Below are 16,799 nucleotides of genomic sequence, written 5' to 3'. Positions count from 1 at the left end.
CCCGCGCAGCGCCGTACGTCTGTACGGTGCTGCGCGTGCGGGTCGTGCAGCCCGCGGCGAGGAGGACGCATGACGCAGGCACCGTCCGGGTCGGTGGCCGGCAGGCTCGCGGGCCGGCACCTGCTGCTCACCGGGGTCACCGGGTTCGTCGGCGAGGCGCTGCTGCACCTGCTGCTGCACGAGGTGCCCGACGTGCGCGTCAGCCTCCTGGTCCGGCCCAAGGGCTCGACCGGCGGCGCGGCGCGGATCGCCAAGCTCCTGGAGAAACCGGTCTTCGAGCAGGCGGTGGCCCACGCCGGCGGCGTCGAGGCCCTGCTCGAGTCGCGGCTGGGCGTGGTCGAGGGGGACCTGGCCGACGTGCCGGCGCTGCCCGCCGACCTCGACGCGGTGGTCCACTGCGCCGGCGACGTCAGCTTCGACCCACCGGTCGACGAGGCCTTCACCACCAACGTCGTGGGCACCCGCGACCTGCTCGCGCGGGTGGTCGAGGCGGGACGAGAGGCCGGCCGCGACGTGCACTACCTGCACGTCTCGACGGCGTACGTCGCCGGGAGACGCCGCGGCCACGTGCCGGAGGCGCCGGTCGAGCACGACGTCGACCTGGAGGCCGAGCTGGCGTGGGGCCTGGCCCAGCGCCGCGACACCGAGCACCGCAGCCGCAGCGCCGAGGTGCTCGAGGCCGCGCGGCGCAGGGCCGAGAAGGCGCACTCGCGCGCCGGCCTGCTGACGGCGGCGACGGCGACCGAGCAGGCGCGCCGCGACTGGGTCTCCGCCGAGCTGGTGAAGGTCGGCACCGAGCGGGCGCGCAGCCTGGGCTGGACCGACTGCTACACCTTCACCAAGGCGCTCGGCGAGCGGGTGGTGGAGGCGCACGCACGGGCCGGTCACCGGGTCACGGTGCTGCGCCCGAGCATCATCGAGTCTGCCCTCGAGCGCCCGCACGCCGGCTGGATCGAGGGGTTCAAGATGGCGGAGCCGCTGATCCTTGCCTACGGGCGCGGCGAGCTGCCGGAGTTCCCCGCCGCCGCCGACACGATCGTCGACATCGTGCCGGTCGACCACGTGGCCTCGGCGATCGTCGCGGCCCTGGCGCACCCGCCCGAGCCCGGCGAGGCGGCGTACCTGCACGTGTGCTCGGGCGATCGCAACCCGCTGACCTTCGGCGAGCTCTACTCCCACGTGCGCGCCTACTTCGACGAGCACCCCTTCCAGGTCGGCGCCCGCGGCGCGGCCCGGCTGCCCGACTGGCGCTTCCCCGGCGCGGCCTCGGTCGACCGGCTGCTGACGACCAGCGAGCGGGCCTTCAAGGTCGCCGACTACGTCGTCGGGCACGCCCCGCGCAGCGACCGCACCCGCCAGGTGGCCCGTGAGCTCGACCGGCGGGGGCGGCGCCTGGAGTTCCTGCGCCGCTACCTGACGCTCTACCAGGAGTACGCGCAGGCGGAGCTGCGCTTCTCCGACGACGCGACCACGGCGCTGCGCGAACGGCTCTCGCCCGACGACCAGCGCACCTTCGCCTTCGACACCGCCGCCATCGACTGGCCGGTCTACCTGCGCGAGATCCACTGCCCGGCCGTGACGGCGCCGGTGCGCCGCCTCGACGAGCTGCGGGCCCGCCGCCAGGGCTCGGCCGGGCGCAGCGCGGGCGGCGCGCGCCTGCCCGAGGTGACCGGCCGGGCGGGGGCGCAGGACGCCGGCCCGAGCGAGGTGGCAGCGTTCTTCGACATGGACGGCACGCTGCTGTCCTCCAACGTCATCGAGACCTACCTGTGGATGCGGCTGCAGGAGCTCGACGGGGCGGGCCGCTTCGCCGAGCTGGCGCGGGTCGCCGGCCGGGTGCCCTCGCTGGTGCGCGCCGAGCGCCGCGAGCGCAGCGCCTTCCTGCGCGCGGTCTACCGCGAGTACGCCGGCGCCCGGCTCGAGGACCTCGACGCCGTGGTCGACGAGCTGCTCAGCGACCACGTCCTCTCGCGCCTGGCCCCGGCCGCCGTACGACGGGTGCGCGAGCACCGGCGCGCCGGGCACCGCACGGTGCTGATCACCGGGGCCGTGCGCCCGTTGACCCGCCCGCTGGCGCCGCTCTTCGACCACGTCGAGGCCGCCGAGCTGGCCGTCGACGGGGCGGGCACCTGCACCGGGCACCTGGCCGGCTCGCCGCTGGTGGGGGAGTCGCGGGCCGCCTTCATGCGCGACTGGGCCGCCCGCAACGGCGTCGACCTGGGCCGCTCCTACGCCTACGCCGACTCGCACTCCGACCTCCCGCTGCTCGCGGCCGCCGGGCACCCGGTGGCGGTGCGTCCCGACGTCTCGCTCTACCGCCACGCGCGCCGGCACCACTGGACGATCGTCGACTGGGCCAGCCCGCCCTCGGCGAGCCGCGGTCTCAACCCGGCAGGAGCCCGCCGATGATGCTCGCGCTGGAGATGTTCCGTTCGCTGCCGCGCACCGTGGTCGGGCGGGCGGTCGGCACGCGGATGCCCGGGCTGCTCTCCGGTGTGGCCGCGCCGCTGCGGCTGGCCACCCTCGAGGCCCCGGTCGTGCGCCACCCCGGCTGGGCGCGGCTGCGCACCCGGCTCTCCGGCATCTGCGGCTCCGACCTGTCGATGCTGTCGGGCGGCACCAGCCTCTACTTCTCCGCCCTGGTCTCGCTGCCCTTCGTGCCGGGCCACGAGGTGGTCGCCGAGCTGGTCGAGGACTGCGAGGACCTGCCCGCCGGCACCCGCGTCGTGGTCGACCCCGTGCTGGCCTGCGCCGCACGCGGGGTCGAGCCCTGCGAGGGCTGCGCCGCGGGCGCGACCAACCGCTGCTCGCGGATCACCGTCGGCGACGTCTCGCCGGGCCTGCAGACCGGGTTCTGCCACGACACCGGAGGCGGCTGGGGACAGCAGCTGAGCGCGCACCGCAGCCAGCTGCACCCGGTGCCCGAGTCGCTCACCGACGCGCAGGCCCTGCTCGCCGAGCCACTGGCCTGCGCGGTGCACACCGCGCTGCGCGCCGGGGTCGCGGCCGGCGACCGGGTGCTGGTCAGCGGCGCGGGCGCCGTGGGCCTGTTCGTGACGCTGGCGCTGCGCGAGCTGACCCCGGCCGCCGAGATCCTGGTCGTGGCCAAGCACGCGCACCAGCGCGAGCTGGCCCTGGCTCTCGGCGCCAGCGAGGTGGTGGCCCCGCACGAGGTGCTGCGACGGGTACGCCGCGCCACCGGCGCCTTCCAGCTGCACCCCGAGCTGTCGTCGGCGTACCTGCTCGGCGGTGTCGACGTGGCCCTCGACGCCGTCGGCAGCAAGGCGTCACTGGAGACCTCGCTGCAGGCGACCCGGGCCGGCGGCAGGGTCATGCTGTCGGGGATGCCGCGCCCCGCCGACCTGTCGGCCGCCTGGTTCCGCGAGCTCGAGGTGGTCGGCAGCTACGCCTCGGCCCGCGTCGAGCCGGGCGGGCGCAGCGCCTTCGAGACCGCTCTCGAGCTGGCCGGGCACGACGCGATCGCGAGCGTCGCCGACGGAGTGGCGGCCTACCCGCTGCACCGCTGGCGCGAGGCCCTCGACCACGCCCACTCCACCGGACGCCTCGGCACCGTGAAGGTGGCCTTCGACCCCAGGAGAACGCAGTGAGCACAGGCAGGACGACCACCACGACCAGGGCGAGGAGCACCCAGTGACCCGACCAGGCTTCGTGCTCGAGGTCGACGACCGCACCCCGCCGCTGGTGGTCCACGAGGGCCTCGGCTTCCGCCTCGAGGACTTCCCCCTCGGCACCCGGGTGATCTACCCGCCCGAGTCGCTGCCGGGCATCGCCGACGTCGAGGGCGCCGTGCGCGACGCCCTGCTGCACCCGGTCGACAGCGACCCGCTGCCCGAGCGGCTCTTCGCCGGGATGCGGCTGACCATCGCCTTCGACGACGTCTCGCTGCCGCTGCCCAGCATGCGCCGCCCCGACATCCGCCAGCGCATCATCGAGCAGGTGCTCACGATGGCCGCCGAGGCCGGGGTCGACGACGTCGAGATCATCGCCGCCAACGCGCTGCACCGTCGGATGACCACCGCCGAGCTCGAGCACATCGTCGGGGAGCGGGTCTTCCGCTCCTTCCACCCCCAGGGCAAGCTCTACAACTTCGACGCCGAGGACCGCGACGCCCTGAGCCACCTCGGCACCACCGAGCGCGGCGAGGACATCGAGATCAGCAAGCGGGCCGCCGAGTCCGACCTGCTGGTCTACGTCAACGTGAACCTGGTCGCCATGGACGGCGGGCACAAGTCGGTCGGCATCGGGCTGGCGTCGTACAAGAGCCTGCGCCACCACCACAATGCGCACACGATGGTGCACTCGCGCTCCTTCATGGACCACCAGAAGTCGGCGATGCACCAGTCGGCGTGGCGGATCGGGCGGGTCATCAAGGACACCGTGCCGGTCTTCCAGGTCGAGACCACGCTCAACAACGACGTCTTCCCGCGCCCCTACGAGTTCCTGATGAAGCGCGAGTGGGAGTGGTCGGTGCGCGACCAGGCCTCGATGCTCGCGGCCCGGCGCGGGCTCGCGCTGGCGCCGCAGAAGCTGCGGCACAAGATCTTCCACGACCTGCGCGCGCCCTACGGGCTGACCGGCATCGCCGCCGGCGAGGTCGAGGCCGTGCACGAGCAGACCCTCGCCCGGGTGCACCGCCAGCAGCTGGTCGAGGTGCAGGGCACCTCCGACGTGCTGGTGATGGGCGTGCCCTACCTGGGCCCCTACAACGTCAACAGCTCGATGAACCCGGTGCTGGCCACCTGCATGGGGCTGGGCTACTACTTCAACTCCTACCGTGGGCACCCGGTGGTGCGCCGCGGTGGCGCCGTGATCCTCTACCACCCGCTCGACGAGGGCTTCAACCAGCTGCACCACCCGTCGTACGTCGACTTCTACGAGGAGGTGCTGGCCGAGACCACCGACCCGGCGGTGATCGGCGAGAAGTACGAGCGGCAGTTCGCCGAGGACCCGTGGTACCGCCACCTCTACCGCACCTCGCACGCCTACCACGGGGTGCACCCCTTCTACATGTGGTACTGGGCGGCGCACGCGATGGACCACGTCGGCGACGTCATCTGGGTCGGCGGCGACCGGCGGGCGGCGGCCCGGCTCGGCTTCCGGGCGGCCTCGACCCTGGCCGACGCCCTCGAGATGGCCTCCGGCACCGTCGGCACCAGCCCCTCCATCACCTACCTGCACAACCCGCCGCACCTGCTGGCGGACGTGCGGGTCTGAGGGGGCACCGATGGGGTTCCTGCGCGAGGGCGTCGACGACGTGCGCCGCACCGCCCGCGGCTGGCGGTGGGGACGGCGCTCGCAGGTGCCGCGCTCGGCCGAGCCGTACGTCGAGCCGGTGCGCACGCAGGTCTTCGGCTCCGACTGGGCACGGCGTCGCCCGGCCCTCGCCGCGCGCGAGGTGGCCCAGAAGGTGGGCCTCGAGCCGGTCTTCCGCTCCCAGGTGCGCACCCGGGTCGAGGGCCTCGACGTGCTCGACCGGGTCGAGGGGCCGGTCATCTTCGTGGCCAACCACGCCTCCCACCTCGACACCCCGCTGCTGCTGCTCTCGCTGCCCGACGAGTGGCGCCGGCGCACGGCCGTGGCCGCCGCGGCCGACTACTTCTTCGACACCTGGTGGCGGGCGGTGGGCTCGTCGCTGCTGTTCAACACCTTCCCCATCGACCGTCGCGGGGGCTCCATGTCGGCGACGCCGGGGGAGGTGCTGGCCGACGGCTGGAGCCTGGTGATCTTCCCCGAGGGCACCCGCTCGGGCGACGGCTGGATGCACACCTTCCGGATGGGCGCGGCCTACCTGTCGCACACCCACGACGTGCCGATCGTGCCGGTGGCCCACCGCGGGACCTTCGCCGCGATGCCGCGCGGGGCCGGGTGGCCCGGGCGTGACGCCGGCGGGCGGCGGCAGCTGACGGTGCGGTTCGGCGAGCCGCTGCGGGCACGTGGCGGCGAGTCGGTGCGCGACTACGCCCCACGGGTGCGCGAGGCCGTCGCGGCGCTGCTCGACGAGGACAGCAGCACCTGGTGGGAGGCCCAGCGCCGGCGCGTCACGGGCTCGACCCCCGACCCCGGTGGCCCCGACGTGGCGACCTGGCGGCGGGTGTGGGCCCAGACCGAGTCGCCGGCCGCGGACCCGCCCACCGGTCCCCGTCGGCGGGTCTGGCAGCGCTGACCCGCGAGCCGGCACGAGTTCCTCGCGAGCTGGCGTGAGTTCCTGCCGAGCCGGCACGAGTTCCTCGCCGAGCCGGCGGGAGTTCCTGGTGTACGGCGGGGTACGCCGCGAGTCGGCTGGTTCGAACCGGCCGGGTCGCGGGCTGGTCTTGTGGTCTTGCGGGTTGCTTGTGGGAACGGGGGGTCTTTACCTGGTGGTGGCTTGAGGTGGGGGCTGCAGAGTTCTGTTCATCGCCCCGGACCGGCACTCGCCGGCTTCTAGACAAGGACTCCCCTCATGGCCTCGAACACCGCTTCTCGTAAGTCCGTCACTCGTGTCGTTGCGTCGGTGGCGCTGGTTGCTGGTGCGACGGCGGTGGCGGGTCTGGGCACGTTCGGTTCGTTCACCTCCTCGACCCAGGCCACCGAGGCGGTGGCGGCGGGGGAGACGAAGATCGAGCTGGCCGGGCAGGGCACGCAGGGTCTGGACGTGGCTGCGGTGAACCTGGTGCCCGGTGACAGCGTGGAGCGTGCGGTGCAGCTGAGCCGTGCTGGTGCTACCGAGGGGTTCGGGTCGGTGGCGTTGACCACGACGTCGGCGGCCGTGGTGCCCTCGGTCCTGACCAGCGATGTCAAGGACGGGCTGCGGCTGTCCATCGACCAGTGCGCCACGGCGTGGGTCGAGGCGGCGGAGTCGAAGAAGATGAGCTGTGCCGGTGAGGTGACCTCGATCCTGTCCTCGGTGCCGGTGATCGCGGCGAACCGTGACCTGGCGGCGGTGACCAAGACCCTCAACGCCGAGTCGAAGGTCTCGAACCTGCGGATCACCCTGGCCCTGCCCCAGAGCGCGGGCAACGACTTCCAGCTCAAGAGCGACAGCGTGAAGTTCGTCTTCGACGCCACCCAGCGCGCCGCCGAGGCCCGCTGACCCACGGTCACTCCGGCCCTCGCGCCGGAGACACGTGTGGCCGCCGCGGAGGGAGCGGCGGCCACACGGCACCTGGTGCTTCGCCTGCTTCGAGCCGGCGTACGGCGTGAACTGGCGCCGGCTCGCGGGTCAGGCGAGGAGCTGCTCGCCCAGCCAGGAGCCCCGCTCGAAGCCCGGCAGCACCGCGAAGCTGGCCGAGCCGATGGCCGTCGTCCACTCGTTGAGCTGGTCGGACTCGTCGAGCGCCTGCTGCACCGGCACGAACTGGTCGGCCAGGTCGGCCTGGAAGGCCAGGAACACCAGCCCGCTCTCGACCTCGACGCCCTGCTCGGTCTCGACCTCGCGGGTGTAGTTGGCGCCCTTGCGGAACATCCGGCGGCCCCCGTTGAGGCTGGGGTGCGCCCGCCGGGCGTGGGCGTCGGCCGGCACCACCAGCCTGCCCTGCGACCGGGCCGCGAGGTCGAGGTCGGCGAGCTCGGGGCCGCCGGTCAGCGGTGCGCCGTCGGCCAGGGCGCGCCCGACCGAGCGCTCCTGCTCGTCGCGGGTCAGCTCGTCCCAGGTGTCGAGGTCCATCCGGATGCGGCGCACCACGAGGCTGCTGCCCCCGGCCCAGCGCCCCTCGTCCACCCACACCGTGGCGTCGAAGAGCGGGGTGCCGGGCTGCGGGTTGCCGGAGCCGTCGACCTGGCCGAAGAGGTTGCGCCCGGTCTGCGGGCGGCCGGACGGATCGGTCGGGTTCCACGAGCCCACCTGGCGCCACCGTGCCCGCGCGAAGGGCGCCGCGTCGGCGACCAGGCGGCGTACGGCGTGGGCGACGGTGGTGCCGTCGCGGCCGGCGACCAGCACCACCAGGTCGCCGCCGCTCCAGCGCTGCTGCAACCGGTCGTGACGCATCGGCGGCACGTCGCCGAAGCCCGGGGGACCGGCGCCGAAGAGGCCCGGGCGGCAGGCCCCGGGGCCGACCCCGACCGTGATCGTCAGGTCGGAGGCCGGCTGGGACAACCAGGGGGCCGGGTCGCTCGGGGCACCGCGACCCGCGGCGAGGGCCTCGACGTCCCCGGTCCACAGGCGCATCAACCTGCCCAGGGCGTCGCGGTCGACACCCGGCAGCAGGTCGAGGGCGACCAGCTCGCTCACCGCCGCCTGCGGCGCGGCGACCCCGGGCTGGTGGGCTCCCCAGGGCTCGATGGTGCGGCCGGGGGCGGCCGGTGCCGGCACCGTGGACGCGGGGGCCGCGTCCTCGGCGCCGGTGGCCAGGACCGCTCCCGCGCCGGCCGCGGCGCCCACGCCGATGCTGCCGACGTACCCCAGGAGCCGCCGACGGCTGACGCGTGGGGCCGGGCTCACTGGTGCTCGTGCTCGCCGGTGCCGGGCTCGTGGTAGTGCCCCTCCTCCTCGGTGAACTCCTTGACGGGCGCGGTCAGGCTCTGCGCGCTGCCGTCGGAGAACTCCAGCGTCAGCTCGACCTCGTCGCCGGCTGCGAGCTCGCCCTGCAGGTCCATCAGCATGACGTGGTAGCCGCCGGGCTGGAGGACCTTGCCGCGGCCGGCCTCGACGACCAGGCCGTCGGACACCGCCTGCATCGCCATCGCGCCGTCGACCATCGACATCTCGTGGATCTCGACCATGCCGGCCACCTCGGTGCTGGCGCCGACCAGCGTGACGTCCTCGTCGCCGTCGTTGTCGATGGTCATGAACGCGGCCGACATGGAGGTGTCCTCGGCGCCCACGGTGGCGCGCACCCAGGGGTCGCCGATCGTGACGGAGCCTGCCTGGTCTGCGGTCTCGGAGGCGGCGTCCGCTGAGCCGGTGGGCTCCTCGTCGCCGCAGGCCGCCAGTCCGGCGCCGAGGGCGAGGGCCAGGGCGGCCGCGGGGACGAGCCGGCGGGCGCGGCCGCGGGCAGGGGTGGAGTGGGTGGTGCGGGTCATCGGGGTTCTCCTCGTACGACGGGGGCGCGCGCGAGCGCGCGGGGAAGCACCGCCGGCGGGCGGTGCGGGTCAGGCGGCGAGGAGGAAGGGAGGACCGCGACGGGTGACGAGACGGTGGGGCAGGGTGCGCTCCAGCGGCAGGAGCAGCAGCGGCGGGACGGGCAGCCGGCGGGCGGCGTCGAGGCCGCCGAGGGCGGAGGCGTGCAGCGGCAGCAGCGCGACCTGCAGGGTCACGGCGACCCGTGCCCGCACCGATGCCAGGACGAGCAGGTGCCACAGGGCCGACTCGCCGGCCGCCAGCCACAGCCCGAGCGCGACGGCGCCCAGGGTGTGGGCCAGGAGCATGAGCGGGCCCTGGGCGAGCGTGTGGTCGACCAGGTGGCCCAGGACCTGGCTGGTCGGTCCGGCGGTCACGGCCTCGCCGGCCCGCCCCCCGGCGGCCGAGGCCGCGTCGAAGTGGTCGGACAGCGACCCGACCCGGCGCCCTGCGTCGTCGGCGACGGCCTGCAGGGCGGGGCCCGCCGCGGGCCCGGTCGCGGGGGCCGCGGCCGACGCGGCGTCCTGGTGGCCGGCCGTGGCCGAGAGGAGCAGGTGGGTGGCGGCCTGCCCGCCGACGACGAGCGCCACGAGCCGCAGCGCGGAGGCCCGCGAGCGCAGGAAGGTCGCGCTCAGCGCGGTGCAGGCCACCAGCGCGACGGCCATCACCACCGGCGACGGCAGCAGGCCGTCGGCGGCCACGTGGGACACCGCGCCCGAGAGCAGCACCACCGGCCCGAGCACGGCTGCCCGCAGCCACACGAGCAGGCTCGTGGGCCGGGTGGGCTGCTGCTCGCGCGTGATGGTCGGTCTCCGGGGCTGGCGGGGCTGGCGGTGCTGGCGGTGCTGGCGGTGGTGGTCGGGGTGGGCCCAGGCTACAGCCGGCGAGGTCGGCGCGGACCGTTCGTCGCCGCGCCCGCACCGCTCGGCGTACGGGCGAGGGCGGCGTACGCCGCGCTGCTCGGCGCCTGCCTAGAGTGGGCGGCGTCACACCACTGACTGGAGGAGCCCCATGATCGTCCCGTTCAGCGTCTCGGACTTCATCGACCGCGCCGTGCAGGTCTACGGCGACCGGGTCGGGGTGGTGGACGAGCCGGATCAGCCCGCCGAGCCGCTGGGCGACGAGGGCCGGCTGACCTACCGCGAGATGGCGCAGCTGGCGGCGCGCCAGGCGGCGCGGCTCGACGAGCTCGGCATCGGGGTCGGCGAGCGGGTGGCGGTCGTCAGCCACAACAGCGCGCGGCTGCTCACCTCGTTCTTCGGGGTCGCGGGCTACGGGCGGGTGCTGGTGCCGGTGAACTTCCGGCTGCGCCCCGAGGAGGTGCAGTACATCGTCGACCACTCCGGCGCGCGGGTGCTGGTGGTGGACCCCGAGATCGACGAGGAGCTGCGCGACGTCACCGCCGAGCACCGCTTCGTGATCGGCGACGACGACCTCATCTACGCCCCCGAGGGCAGCGTGCCGCAGCCGTGGCAGCCCGACGAGAACGCCACGGCGACCATCAACTACACCTCGGGCACCACGGCGCGGCCCAAGGGCGTGCAGATCACCCACCGCAACATCTGGACCAACGCGGTGACCTTCGGCATGCACGCGGGGGTCAGCGACCGCGACGTCTACCTGCACACCCTGCCGATGTTCCACGCCAACGGCTGGGGCTGGCCCTTCGTGGCCACCCAGGCCGGCGCCAAGCACGTGGTGATCCGCAAGATCGACGGCGCCGAGATCCTGCGCCGCGTCGAGGAGCACGGGGTCACCGTCATGTGCGCGGCCCCGGCGGTCGCGGCGGCCGTGCTCGAGGCGGCCCAGGAGTGGGACGGCCCGATCCCCGGGCGTGACCGGGTGCGCATCATCATGGCCGGCGCGCCGCCCCCGACGAAGACCGTCGTGCGGGTGGAGGAGGAGCTGGGCTGGGAGTTCATCCAGATCTACGGCCTCACCGAGACCTCCCCGCTGCTGACGATCAACCGCGGTCGCGCCGAGTGGGACGACCTGGAGCCCGAGGAGCGGGCCGCGAGGCTGACCCGCGCCGGCGCCCCGGCGCTCGGGGTGCGCCTCGCGACCTCGGAGGAGCCGGAGAACCAGGGAGAGGTGCTGGCCCGCTCCAACGTCTGCCTCGAGGGCTACTGGGAGCAGCCCGAGGAGAGCGAGCGCTGCCTGGCCGGCGGGTGGTTCCACACCGGCGACGGTGGCGTGATCGGCGACGACGGCTACCTGACCATTAGCGACCGCAAGAAGGACGTGATCATCACCGGCGGCGAGAACGTCTCCTCCATCGAGGTCGAGGACGTGCTCTTCTCGCACCCCGCGGTCGCCGAGGTCGCCGTGATCGGCGTGCCCAGCGAGAAGTGGGGCGAGACCATCAAGGCACTGGTCGTGCTGGCGCCCGACACCGAGGCCACCGAGGCCGAGCTGATCGCCTGGTGCAAGGAGCGCGCCGCTGGCTACAAGGCCCCGACGTCGGTCGAGATCCGCGACGAGCTGGCCCGCACCGCCACCGGCAAGCTGCAGAAGTTCAAGCTGCGGGCGCCCTACTGGGAGGGCCAGCAGCGCCAGGTCAACTGACCCGCGGGGATGCTCAGGAGGGGCGGACGTCCATGACGACCTCGAACTCCAGCAGGTCGGCGCCGCTGGCGACGGGCTTGGCCCGCTCGCCGGCGTGCGCGGCCTGGGCGCCGCCGTCGCGCCACGCCGCGAAGGACTCCTCGTCCTCCCAGTGCGTGACCACGAAGTATCGCTCCTCGCCGGCGGTGGGGCGCAGCAGCTGGAAGCCCAGGAACCCGGGGGAGCCCTCGACGGCGCCGGCGCGCGCGGCGAAGCGCTTCTCGAGCTCGGGGCCGGCCTGGGGCGGGACGGAGATGGCGTTGATCTTCACGACGGGCATGACGCCACCCTAGGCGCCGGCCCCGGCGCCGGCACCGGCGCCGATAGCCTCCTGCCATGCACACGAGCACCGAGCCCACGCTGAGGGACGTCGTCGACCTGGTGCACGGGTGGTACCCGCCCGGCACCGCCGACTCCTGGGACCGCGTGGGGCTGGTGCACGGCGACCCCGCCCAGCCGGTACGCCGGATCATGATGGCCGTGGACCCCTCGCCGGCGGTGGCGCAGGAGGCCGCCGACTGGGGCGCCGACCTGCTGGTGGTGCACCACCCCCTGTTCCTCAAGGGCGTGCACGGCTTCACCACCGAGACCCCCAAGGGGCGCACCCTGCACACGCTGGCCCGGGCCGGCTGCGCGCTGCTGGCGGCCCACACCAACGCCGACCAGGCCGAGGGCGGCGTCTCGGAGTCGCTCGCGCTGGCGCTCGGGCTCGACGACCTGCGCCCGATCCTCCCTGCTCCGCGTCCGGCGCTCGACAAGCTCGGGGTGCTGGTGCCCGTGGCCGACGCCGACCGGCTGCGGGCGGCCCTCGCCGAGGTGGGCGCCGGGCGCCTGGGCGACTACGAGTCGGCCTCGTTCACCGTCGAGGGCGTCGGCCGGTTCCGCCCGCTGCCCGGGGCCACCCCCACGATCGGCACGGTCGGTGACCTCGAGGAGGTGCCCGAGGTGCGCGTCGAGGTCGTCGCCCCGCGCTCGCGCCGGGCCGAGGTGGTGCGCGCGCTGCTGGCGGTGCACCCCTACGAGGAGCCGGCGTACGACGTCGTGGAGCTCGCCGACCCCGGCCTGTCGAGCACCGGCACCGGTCGGGTGGGCAGGGTGGAGCCGATGACGCTGGCCGCCTTCGCCGCCCGGGTCGCCGAGGTGCTGCCTCCGACGGTGCACGGCGTGCGGGTCGGCGGCGACCCCGACCGCGAGGTGCGGCGGGTCGCGGTCTGTGGCGGCGCCGGTGACTTCCTGCTCGACACGGTGCTGGGCACGGGGAGCGCGGGGGAGGCCGACGTCTACGTCACGAGCGACCTGCGTCACCACCCGGCCTCGGAGTTCCTCGAGCACGAGGGGCCCGCGCTGGTCGACGTCGCGCACTGGGCGGCGGAGTGGACCTGGCTGCCGGTGCTCGAGGCGCGACTCCGGGCGGCGCTGGCGGGCGAGCGGGGCGCTACGGTGGAGACCCGCGTGAGCACCCGGTGCACCGACCCGTGGACGTTCCGCCCCGATGCACACACCGCACACCCCACAGCCAGGAGAGACCGCTGAAAGCCGATCCGACCGCCCAGGTCACCCTGCTCGAGGTCCAGGAGCTCGACTCCCGGGCCGACCAGCTGCGCCACCAGCGCCGCACCCTGCCCGAGATCGCCGAGATCACCGAGCTGCAGACCCACCGCGACGAGCTCGACGACCAGGCCCGTGACGCCCGCATCGTCGTCGACGACCTGAGCGTCGAGCAGGCCAAGGTCGACGCCGACGTCGAGCAGGTCAAGGCGCGGCGGGCCCGCGACCGGGAGCGGATGGACACCGGCAAGGTCGGCAACCCCAAGGACCTCGAGCGCCTGGGTCACGAGCTCGAGTCGCTGGAGCGACGCATCAGCAGCCTCGAGGACGACGAGATCGAGGTGATGGAGCGCCTCGAGGAGGCCCAGTCGGTGCTCGACTCGGTCACCACGCTCCTGGAGCAGGCCGACGTGCGGCTCGGTGAGCTGATCGCGGCACGCGACGAGAAGGTCGCGGCCATCGACGCCCAGCTCGTCGACGTCGAGGCCCAGCGCGGCCCGTCGGTCGAGGGGCTGCCCGAGGACCTGCTGGCGCTCTACGAGAAGCTGCGCGCCGCCAAGGGCGGGGTGGGTGCCGCGATGCTGCACCAGCGCCGCTGCACCGGCTGCCAGCTCAGCATCGACAACGCAGAGCTCTCCGTGATCCGTGCGGCCCCGGCCGACCTCGTCGTGCGCTGCGAGGAGTGCACGCGCATCCTGGTGCGCACCGCGGAGTCGGGCCTGTGACCTCGCGCGTCGTCGTCGAGGCCGACGGCGGCTCGCGCGGCAACCCCGGCCCGGCGGCGTACGGCGCCGTGCTCAAGGACGCCGCCAGCGACGAGGTCATCGCCGAGGACGCCCGCACCATCGGGGTGGCCAGCAACAACGTGGCCGAGTACTCCGGGCTGGTGGCGGGGCTGCGCCTGGCCGTCGAGCACGCACCGGGCGCCGAGGTGGAGGTCCGGATGGACTCCAAGCTCGTCGTGGAGCAGATGTCGGGGCGCTGGAGGATCAAGCACCCCGACATGCAGGTGCTGGCCGCCGAGGCCGGCGAGGTCGCGCCCGACGGCACGACGTACACCTGGATCCCGCGGGCCCGCAACGCCCACGCCGACCGCCTGGCCAACGAGGCGCTCGACGGGGTGCGCGAGGGCGTGACGGTGGCCGGTGCCGAGCCCGCTCCCGAGGAGGAGGTGCCCGACGAGGACTCGCTGATCGAGGAGATCGAGTCGCCGGGCGCCGCGCGCGGCGACCAGCCGCGCGACCAGGCCGGGCACCGCGGCTGGAGCGGCCCGTCGGCGCCGCCCACCACGCTGGTGCTGGTGCGCCACGGCGTCACCCGCCACACCGCGGCCAAGCGCTTCTCGGGCGGCCTCGGGGGCGACGACCCGGCCCTGAGCGAGGAGGGCCTGGCCCAGGCCCGCGACACCGCCGACTGGCTCACCGGGCTCGGCGAGCGGGTCGACGCGGTCGTCTCGTCGCCGGTGCGCCGCACCCGCGAGACCGCGGAGGTGGTCGCCGCCCGGCTGGAGCGCACCGTGGAGATCGAGCCCGGCTTCGCCGAGATGGAGTTCGGCGAGTGGGACGGGCTGACCTTCGCCGAGGTCGCCGAGCGCGACCGCGCGGGCCTCGACGCCTGGCTGGGCTCCATGGACACGCCGCCGCCCGGCGGCGAGTCGTTCGGCACCGTGCGGGAGCGGGTGCTCGCGGGCCTCGACCGGGTGCTGGCCGAGCACACCGGGCGCACCGTCGTCGTGGTCAGCCACGTGACCCCCATCAAGACGCTCGTGGCCCACGCGCTGGGCGCGCCCCTCGAGGCGGTCTACCGCATGGAGCTCTCGCCGGCCTCGGTCACGGTGCTGTCGTTCTACGCCGACCCCGCCGCCGACGGTGCGGCCCGCGGCTCGATGCGGCTCTACAACGCGCTGCCGCCGGGCGAGCGCGCCACCGTCGAGCCGGGCCGCTGGTAGACCCGGCTCACACCGCCTGGTGGACGGTGCGCCCGGCCACCAGGGTGCGCAGCAGCCGGGGCAGCTCGGCGCCGGGCTCGAGCACGGGCACGCCGTCGGCGTCGACGCCCGACGGGGTCTCCCACACGGCCAGGTCGGCCACCCAGCCCCGGGCCAGCCGGCCCCGGTGGTCCTGCGCGGCCGCCAGCCAGCCGCCGCGGGTGTGGGCGGCCAGCGCCGCCAGCGGCGCCAGCCCCTGGCCGGGGACGCGGTGGTGCACCGCGGCGCGCACGGCCGCCCACGGGCCCAGCGTCGTGACGGGTGAGTCCGAGCCGAACGCCAGCGGCACCCCGGCCGCGGCCAGGTCGCGGAAGGGGTTGGTCTCGCGCCAGCGCTCGCCGAGGCGGGCGGCGTACATGCCCGAGGGCCCGCCCCACAGGCCGTCGAACATCGGTTGCACGCTGGCGGTGACGCCCAGGCGTGCGAGCACGCCGATGGTGGCCGCCGAGGGCATCTCGACGTGCTCGAGGCGGTGCCGCCCGGCCCGGACGGCGTCGTCGCCGAGCTCGGCCGCCGCGGCCGCGAACCCCTCGCCGATCGCGTCGAGCGCCGCGTCGCCGATGCAGTGGAAGCCGGCCTGCAGCCCCGCGCGCGTGCACGCCACGACGTGTTCGTGCACCTGCGCGGCGTCGACGTAGGCGTGCCCGCAGGTCGGTGCGTCGGCGTACGCCGCTCCCAGCGCGGCGGTGCGCGAGCCGAACGCGCCGTCGGCCACGAGGTCGCCGGCCAGGCCGGCCACCCCCAGCCGCGCCGCGGTCTCGACCGCCATCAGCTCGCCCCAGTAGACGGTCGCTACGAGACCGACCTCGTCGGCTGCCTGGCGCACCAGGGCGATCTCGGCCTCGGGGCCGATGTGCGGGGCGGCGTTCTCGTGGAAGCCGGCGATGCCGACAGCGGCCATCGCGTGGCAGGCCGCCCGGGCCGCGTCGAGGCGCTCGACGTCGCCGATCAGGTTCTCGAGCGTGTGCCGCACGGCGTGGTGGGCGTCGCGCTCGACGCGGCCGTCGGGCGTCCAGCCCTGCAGGTCGGGCAGGCCCGGCACCAGCGAGGCGAGCGCGGGGGAGACGACGGAGGAGTGGCCGTCGACGCGGGTCAGGTAGGTGCGCCGGCCCGGCGCGGCCCGCTCGAGCTCGTCGCCGGTGGGCGGGCGTCCCGCGCGCCACGGCGTCTCGTCCCAGCCCTGGCCGACCAGCACCGCGTCGTCGGGGTGGCGCCGCGCGTGCGTGGCCAGGGCGTCGAGCACGTCGTCGAGCCCCGTGGCGGCGGCGTACGCCGGCCCGGAGAGGTCGAGGCCCGTCAGCGCGAAGCCGGTGCGCACGGTGTGCACGTGGCTGTCGACGAAGGCAGGGGTGACCAGGGCGCCGTCGAGGGCGACCACCTGCGGCGCGCCGTCGCCGGTGCCGGCCCACGCGTCGGCGTCGTCCTCGCTGCCCAGCGCCACCACCCGGCCGTCCTCGACCGCGAGGGCCGTGGGGCCCCCGCCGGGCCGGGCCGGCGACGTCGGGTCGAGGAGCCGGGCGCCGCGCAGCACGGTGCGGCGGGCCCGGGCGGAGGGAGCGGGGGCGTCCATGGCGTCACTGTAGGGGCGGGTGAGCAGGGGTGATC

The 16,799-nt window shown here is 75.0% G+C and carries 14 protein-coding genes; 9 read left to right on the top strand and 5 right to left on the bottom strand.

The genetic code is table 11. From position 1 onward, the window contains the following. Positions 1 to 69: 69 nt before the first annotated feature. The 5 genes from ABKW28_RS04875 (at position 70) to ABKW28_RS04855 (ending at position 7,090) form a co-directional block, all read left to right on the top strand. On the top strand, positions 70 to 2,409 hold the full coding sequence (locus ABKW28_RS04875) for an HAD-IB family hydrolase (RefSeq protein WP_348606805.1): 2,340 nt from the start codon (positions 70 to 72) through the stop codon (positions 2,407 to 2,409). Continuing rightward, entirely contained in the window at positions 2,406 to 3,608 is a 1,203-nt protein-coding gene (locus tag ABKW28_RS04870) for a zinc-binding dehydrogenase (protein ID WP_348606802.1), read from the top strand. Before ABKW28_RS04875 ends, ABKW28_RS04870 begins: the two co-directional genes overlap by 4 nt. A 43-nt stretch (positions 3,609 to 3,651) precedes the next feature. After that, positions 3,652 to 5,235, top strand: coding sequence for a lactate racemase domain-containing protein (locus ABKW28_RS04865; protein ID WP_204797320.1), 1,584 nt, complete (start codon positions 3,652 to 3,654; stop codon positions 5,233 to 5,235). Positions 5,236 to 5,245: 10 nt separating this feature from the next. Beyond that, a complete protein-coding gene (locus tag ABKW28_RS04860) occupies positions 5,246 to 6,184 on the top strand; it encodes a lysophospholipid acyltransferase family protein (protein ID WP_348606799.1) in 939 nt (312 codons plus the stop codon). A 276-nt stretch (positions 6,185 to 6,460) separates the two neighbouring features. Beyond that, the gene (locus tag ABKW28_RS04855; protein ID WP_348606796.1) at positions 6,461 to 7,090 is read left to right on the top strand and encodes a TasA family protein; all 630 of its coding nucleotides are present in this window, start codon (positions 6,461 to 6,463) and stop codon (positions 7,088 to 7,090) included. Between the two features lie 129 nt (positions 7,091 to 7,219). Here ABKW28_RS04855 and ABKW28_RS04850 read toward each other — a convergent pair whose 3' ends face one another. From ABKW28_RS04850 to ABKW28_RS04840, 3 genes are all read right to left on the bottom strand, one after another. Continuing rightward, on the bottom strand, positions 7,220 to 8,437 hold the full coding sequence (locus ABKW28_RS04850) for a Dyp-type peroxidase (protein ID WP_348606793.1): 1,218 nt from the start codon (positions 8,435 to 8,437) through the stop codon (positions 7,220 to 7,222). Continuing rightward, positions 8,434 to 9,018: a copper chaperone PCu(A)C gene (locus tag ABKW28_RS04845; RefSeq protein ID WP_348606790.1), complete on the bottom strand. Its 585-nt coding sequence runs from the start codon at positions 9,016 to 9,018 to the stop codon at positions 8,434 to 8,436. The genes ABKW28_RS04850 and ABKW28_RS04845 overlap by 4 nt, the downstream gene beginning before the upstream one ends. Before the next feature lie 69 nt (positions 9,019 to 9,087). Then, positions 9,088 to 9,816, bottom strand: a complete 729-nt coding sequence (locus ABKW28_RS04840) for a hypothetical protein (RefSeq protein ID WP_348606787.1) — start codon at positions 9,814 to 9,816, stop codon at positions 9,088 to 9,090. A gap of 250 nt (positions 9,817 to 10,066) precedes the next feature. Between ABKW28_RS04840 and ABKW28_RS04835 the strand changes: the two genes are divergently transcribed. Beyond that, positions 10,067 to 11,620 (top strand): AMP-binding protein, encoded by a 1,554-nt coding sequence (locus ABKW28_RS04835; RefSeq protein ID WP_348606784.1) that lies wholly within the window; start codon positions 10,067 to 10,069, stop codon positions 11,618 to 11,620. Between the two features lie 13 nt (positions 11,621 to 11,633). Here the strand turns inward: ABKW28_RS04835 and ABKW28_RS04830 are convergent, their stop codons facing one another. After that, complete coding sequence (locus tag ABKW28_RS04830) at positions 11,634 to 11,939, bottom strand: antibiotic biosynthesis monooxygenase (RefSeq protein ID WP_193670246.1); 306 nt, start codon at positions 11,937 to 11,939, stop codon at positions 11,634 to 11,636. 56 nt (positions 11,940 to 11,995) lie between these two features. On the opposite strand from ABKW28_RS04830, the gene ABKW28_RS04825 reads away from it, so the two are divergent. From ABKW28_RS04825 to ABKW28_RS04815, 3 genes are read left to right on the top strand one after another with little or no spacing between them, the layout of a single operon-like run. Then, complete coding sequence (locus ABKW28_RS04825) at positions 11,996 to 13,192, top strand: Nif3-like dinuclear metal center hexameric protein (protein ID WP_348606781.1); 1,197 nt, start codon at positions 11,996 to 11,998, stop codon at positions 13,190 to 13,192. Beyond that, positions 13,135 to 13,932 (top strand): C4-type zinc ribbon domain-containing protein, encoded by a 798-nt coding sequence (locus tag ABKW28_RS04820; RefSeq protein WP_348606778.1) that lies wholly within the window; start codon positions 13,135 to 13,137, stop codon positions 13,930 to 13,932. The genes ABKW28_RS04825 and ABKW28_RS04820 overlap by 58 nt, the downstream gene beginning before the upstream one ends. Then, entirely contained in the window at positions 13,929 to 15,155 is a 1,227-nt protein-coding gene (locus ABKW28_RS04815; protein ID WP_348606775.1) for a bifunctional RNase H/acid phosphatase, read from the top strand. The genes ABKW28_RS04820 and ABKW28_RS04815 overlap by 4 nt, the downstream gene beginning before the upstream one ends. 7 nt (positions 15,156 to 15,162) lie before the next feature. On the opposite strand, the gene ABKW28_RS04810 is transcribed toward ABKW28_RS04815, so the two are convergent. After that, positions 15,163 to 16,764, bottom strand: a complete 1,602-nt coding sequence (locus ABKW28_RS04810; RefSeq protein WP_348606772.1) for an amidohydrolase family protein — start codon at positions 16,762 to 16,764, stop codon at positions 15,163 to 15,165. Positions 16,765 to 16,799: the final 35 nt, after the last annotated feature.

Origin of the sequence: Nocardioides sp. 31GB23, from assembly GCF_040012395.1 — a bacterium.
Taxonomy (GTDB): domain Bacteria; phylum Actinomycetota; class Actinomycetes; order Propionibacteriales; family Nocardioidaceae; genus Nocardioides; species Nocardioides salarius.
The sequence above is the reverse complement of the archived record's forward strand: the minus strand, read 5'-3'. Positions and strand labels throughout refer to the sequence as shown.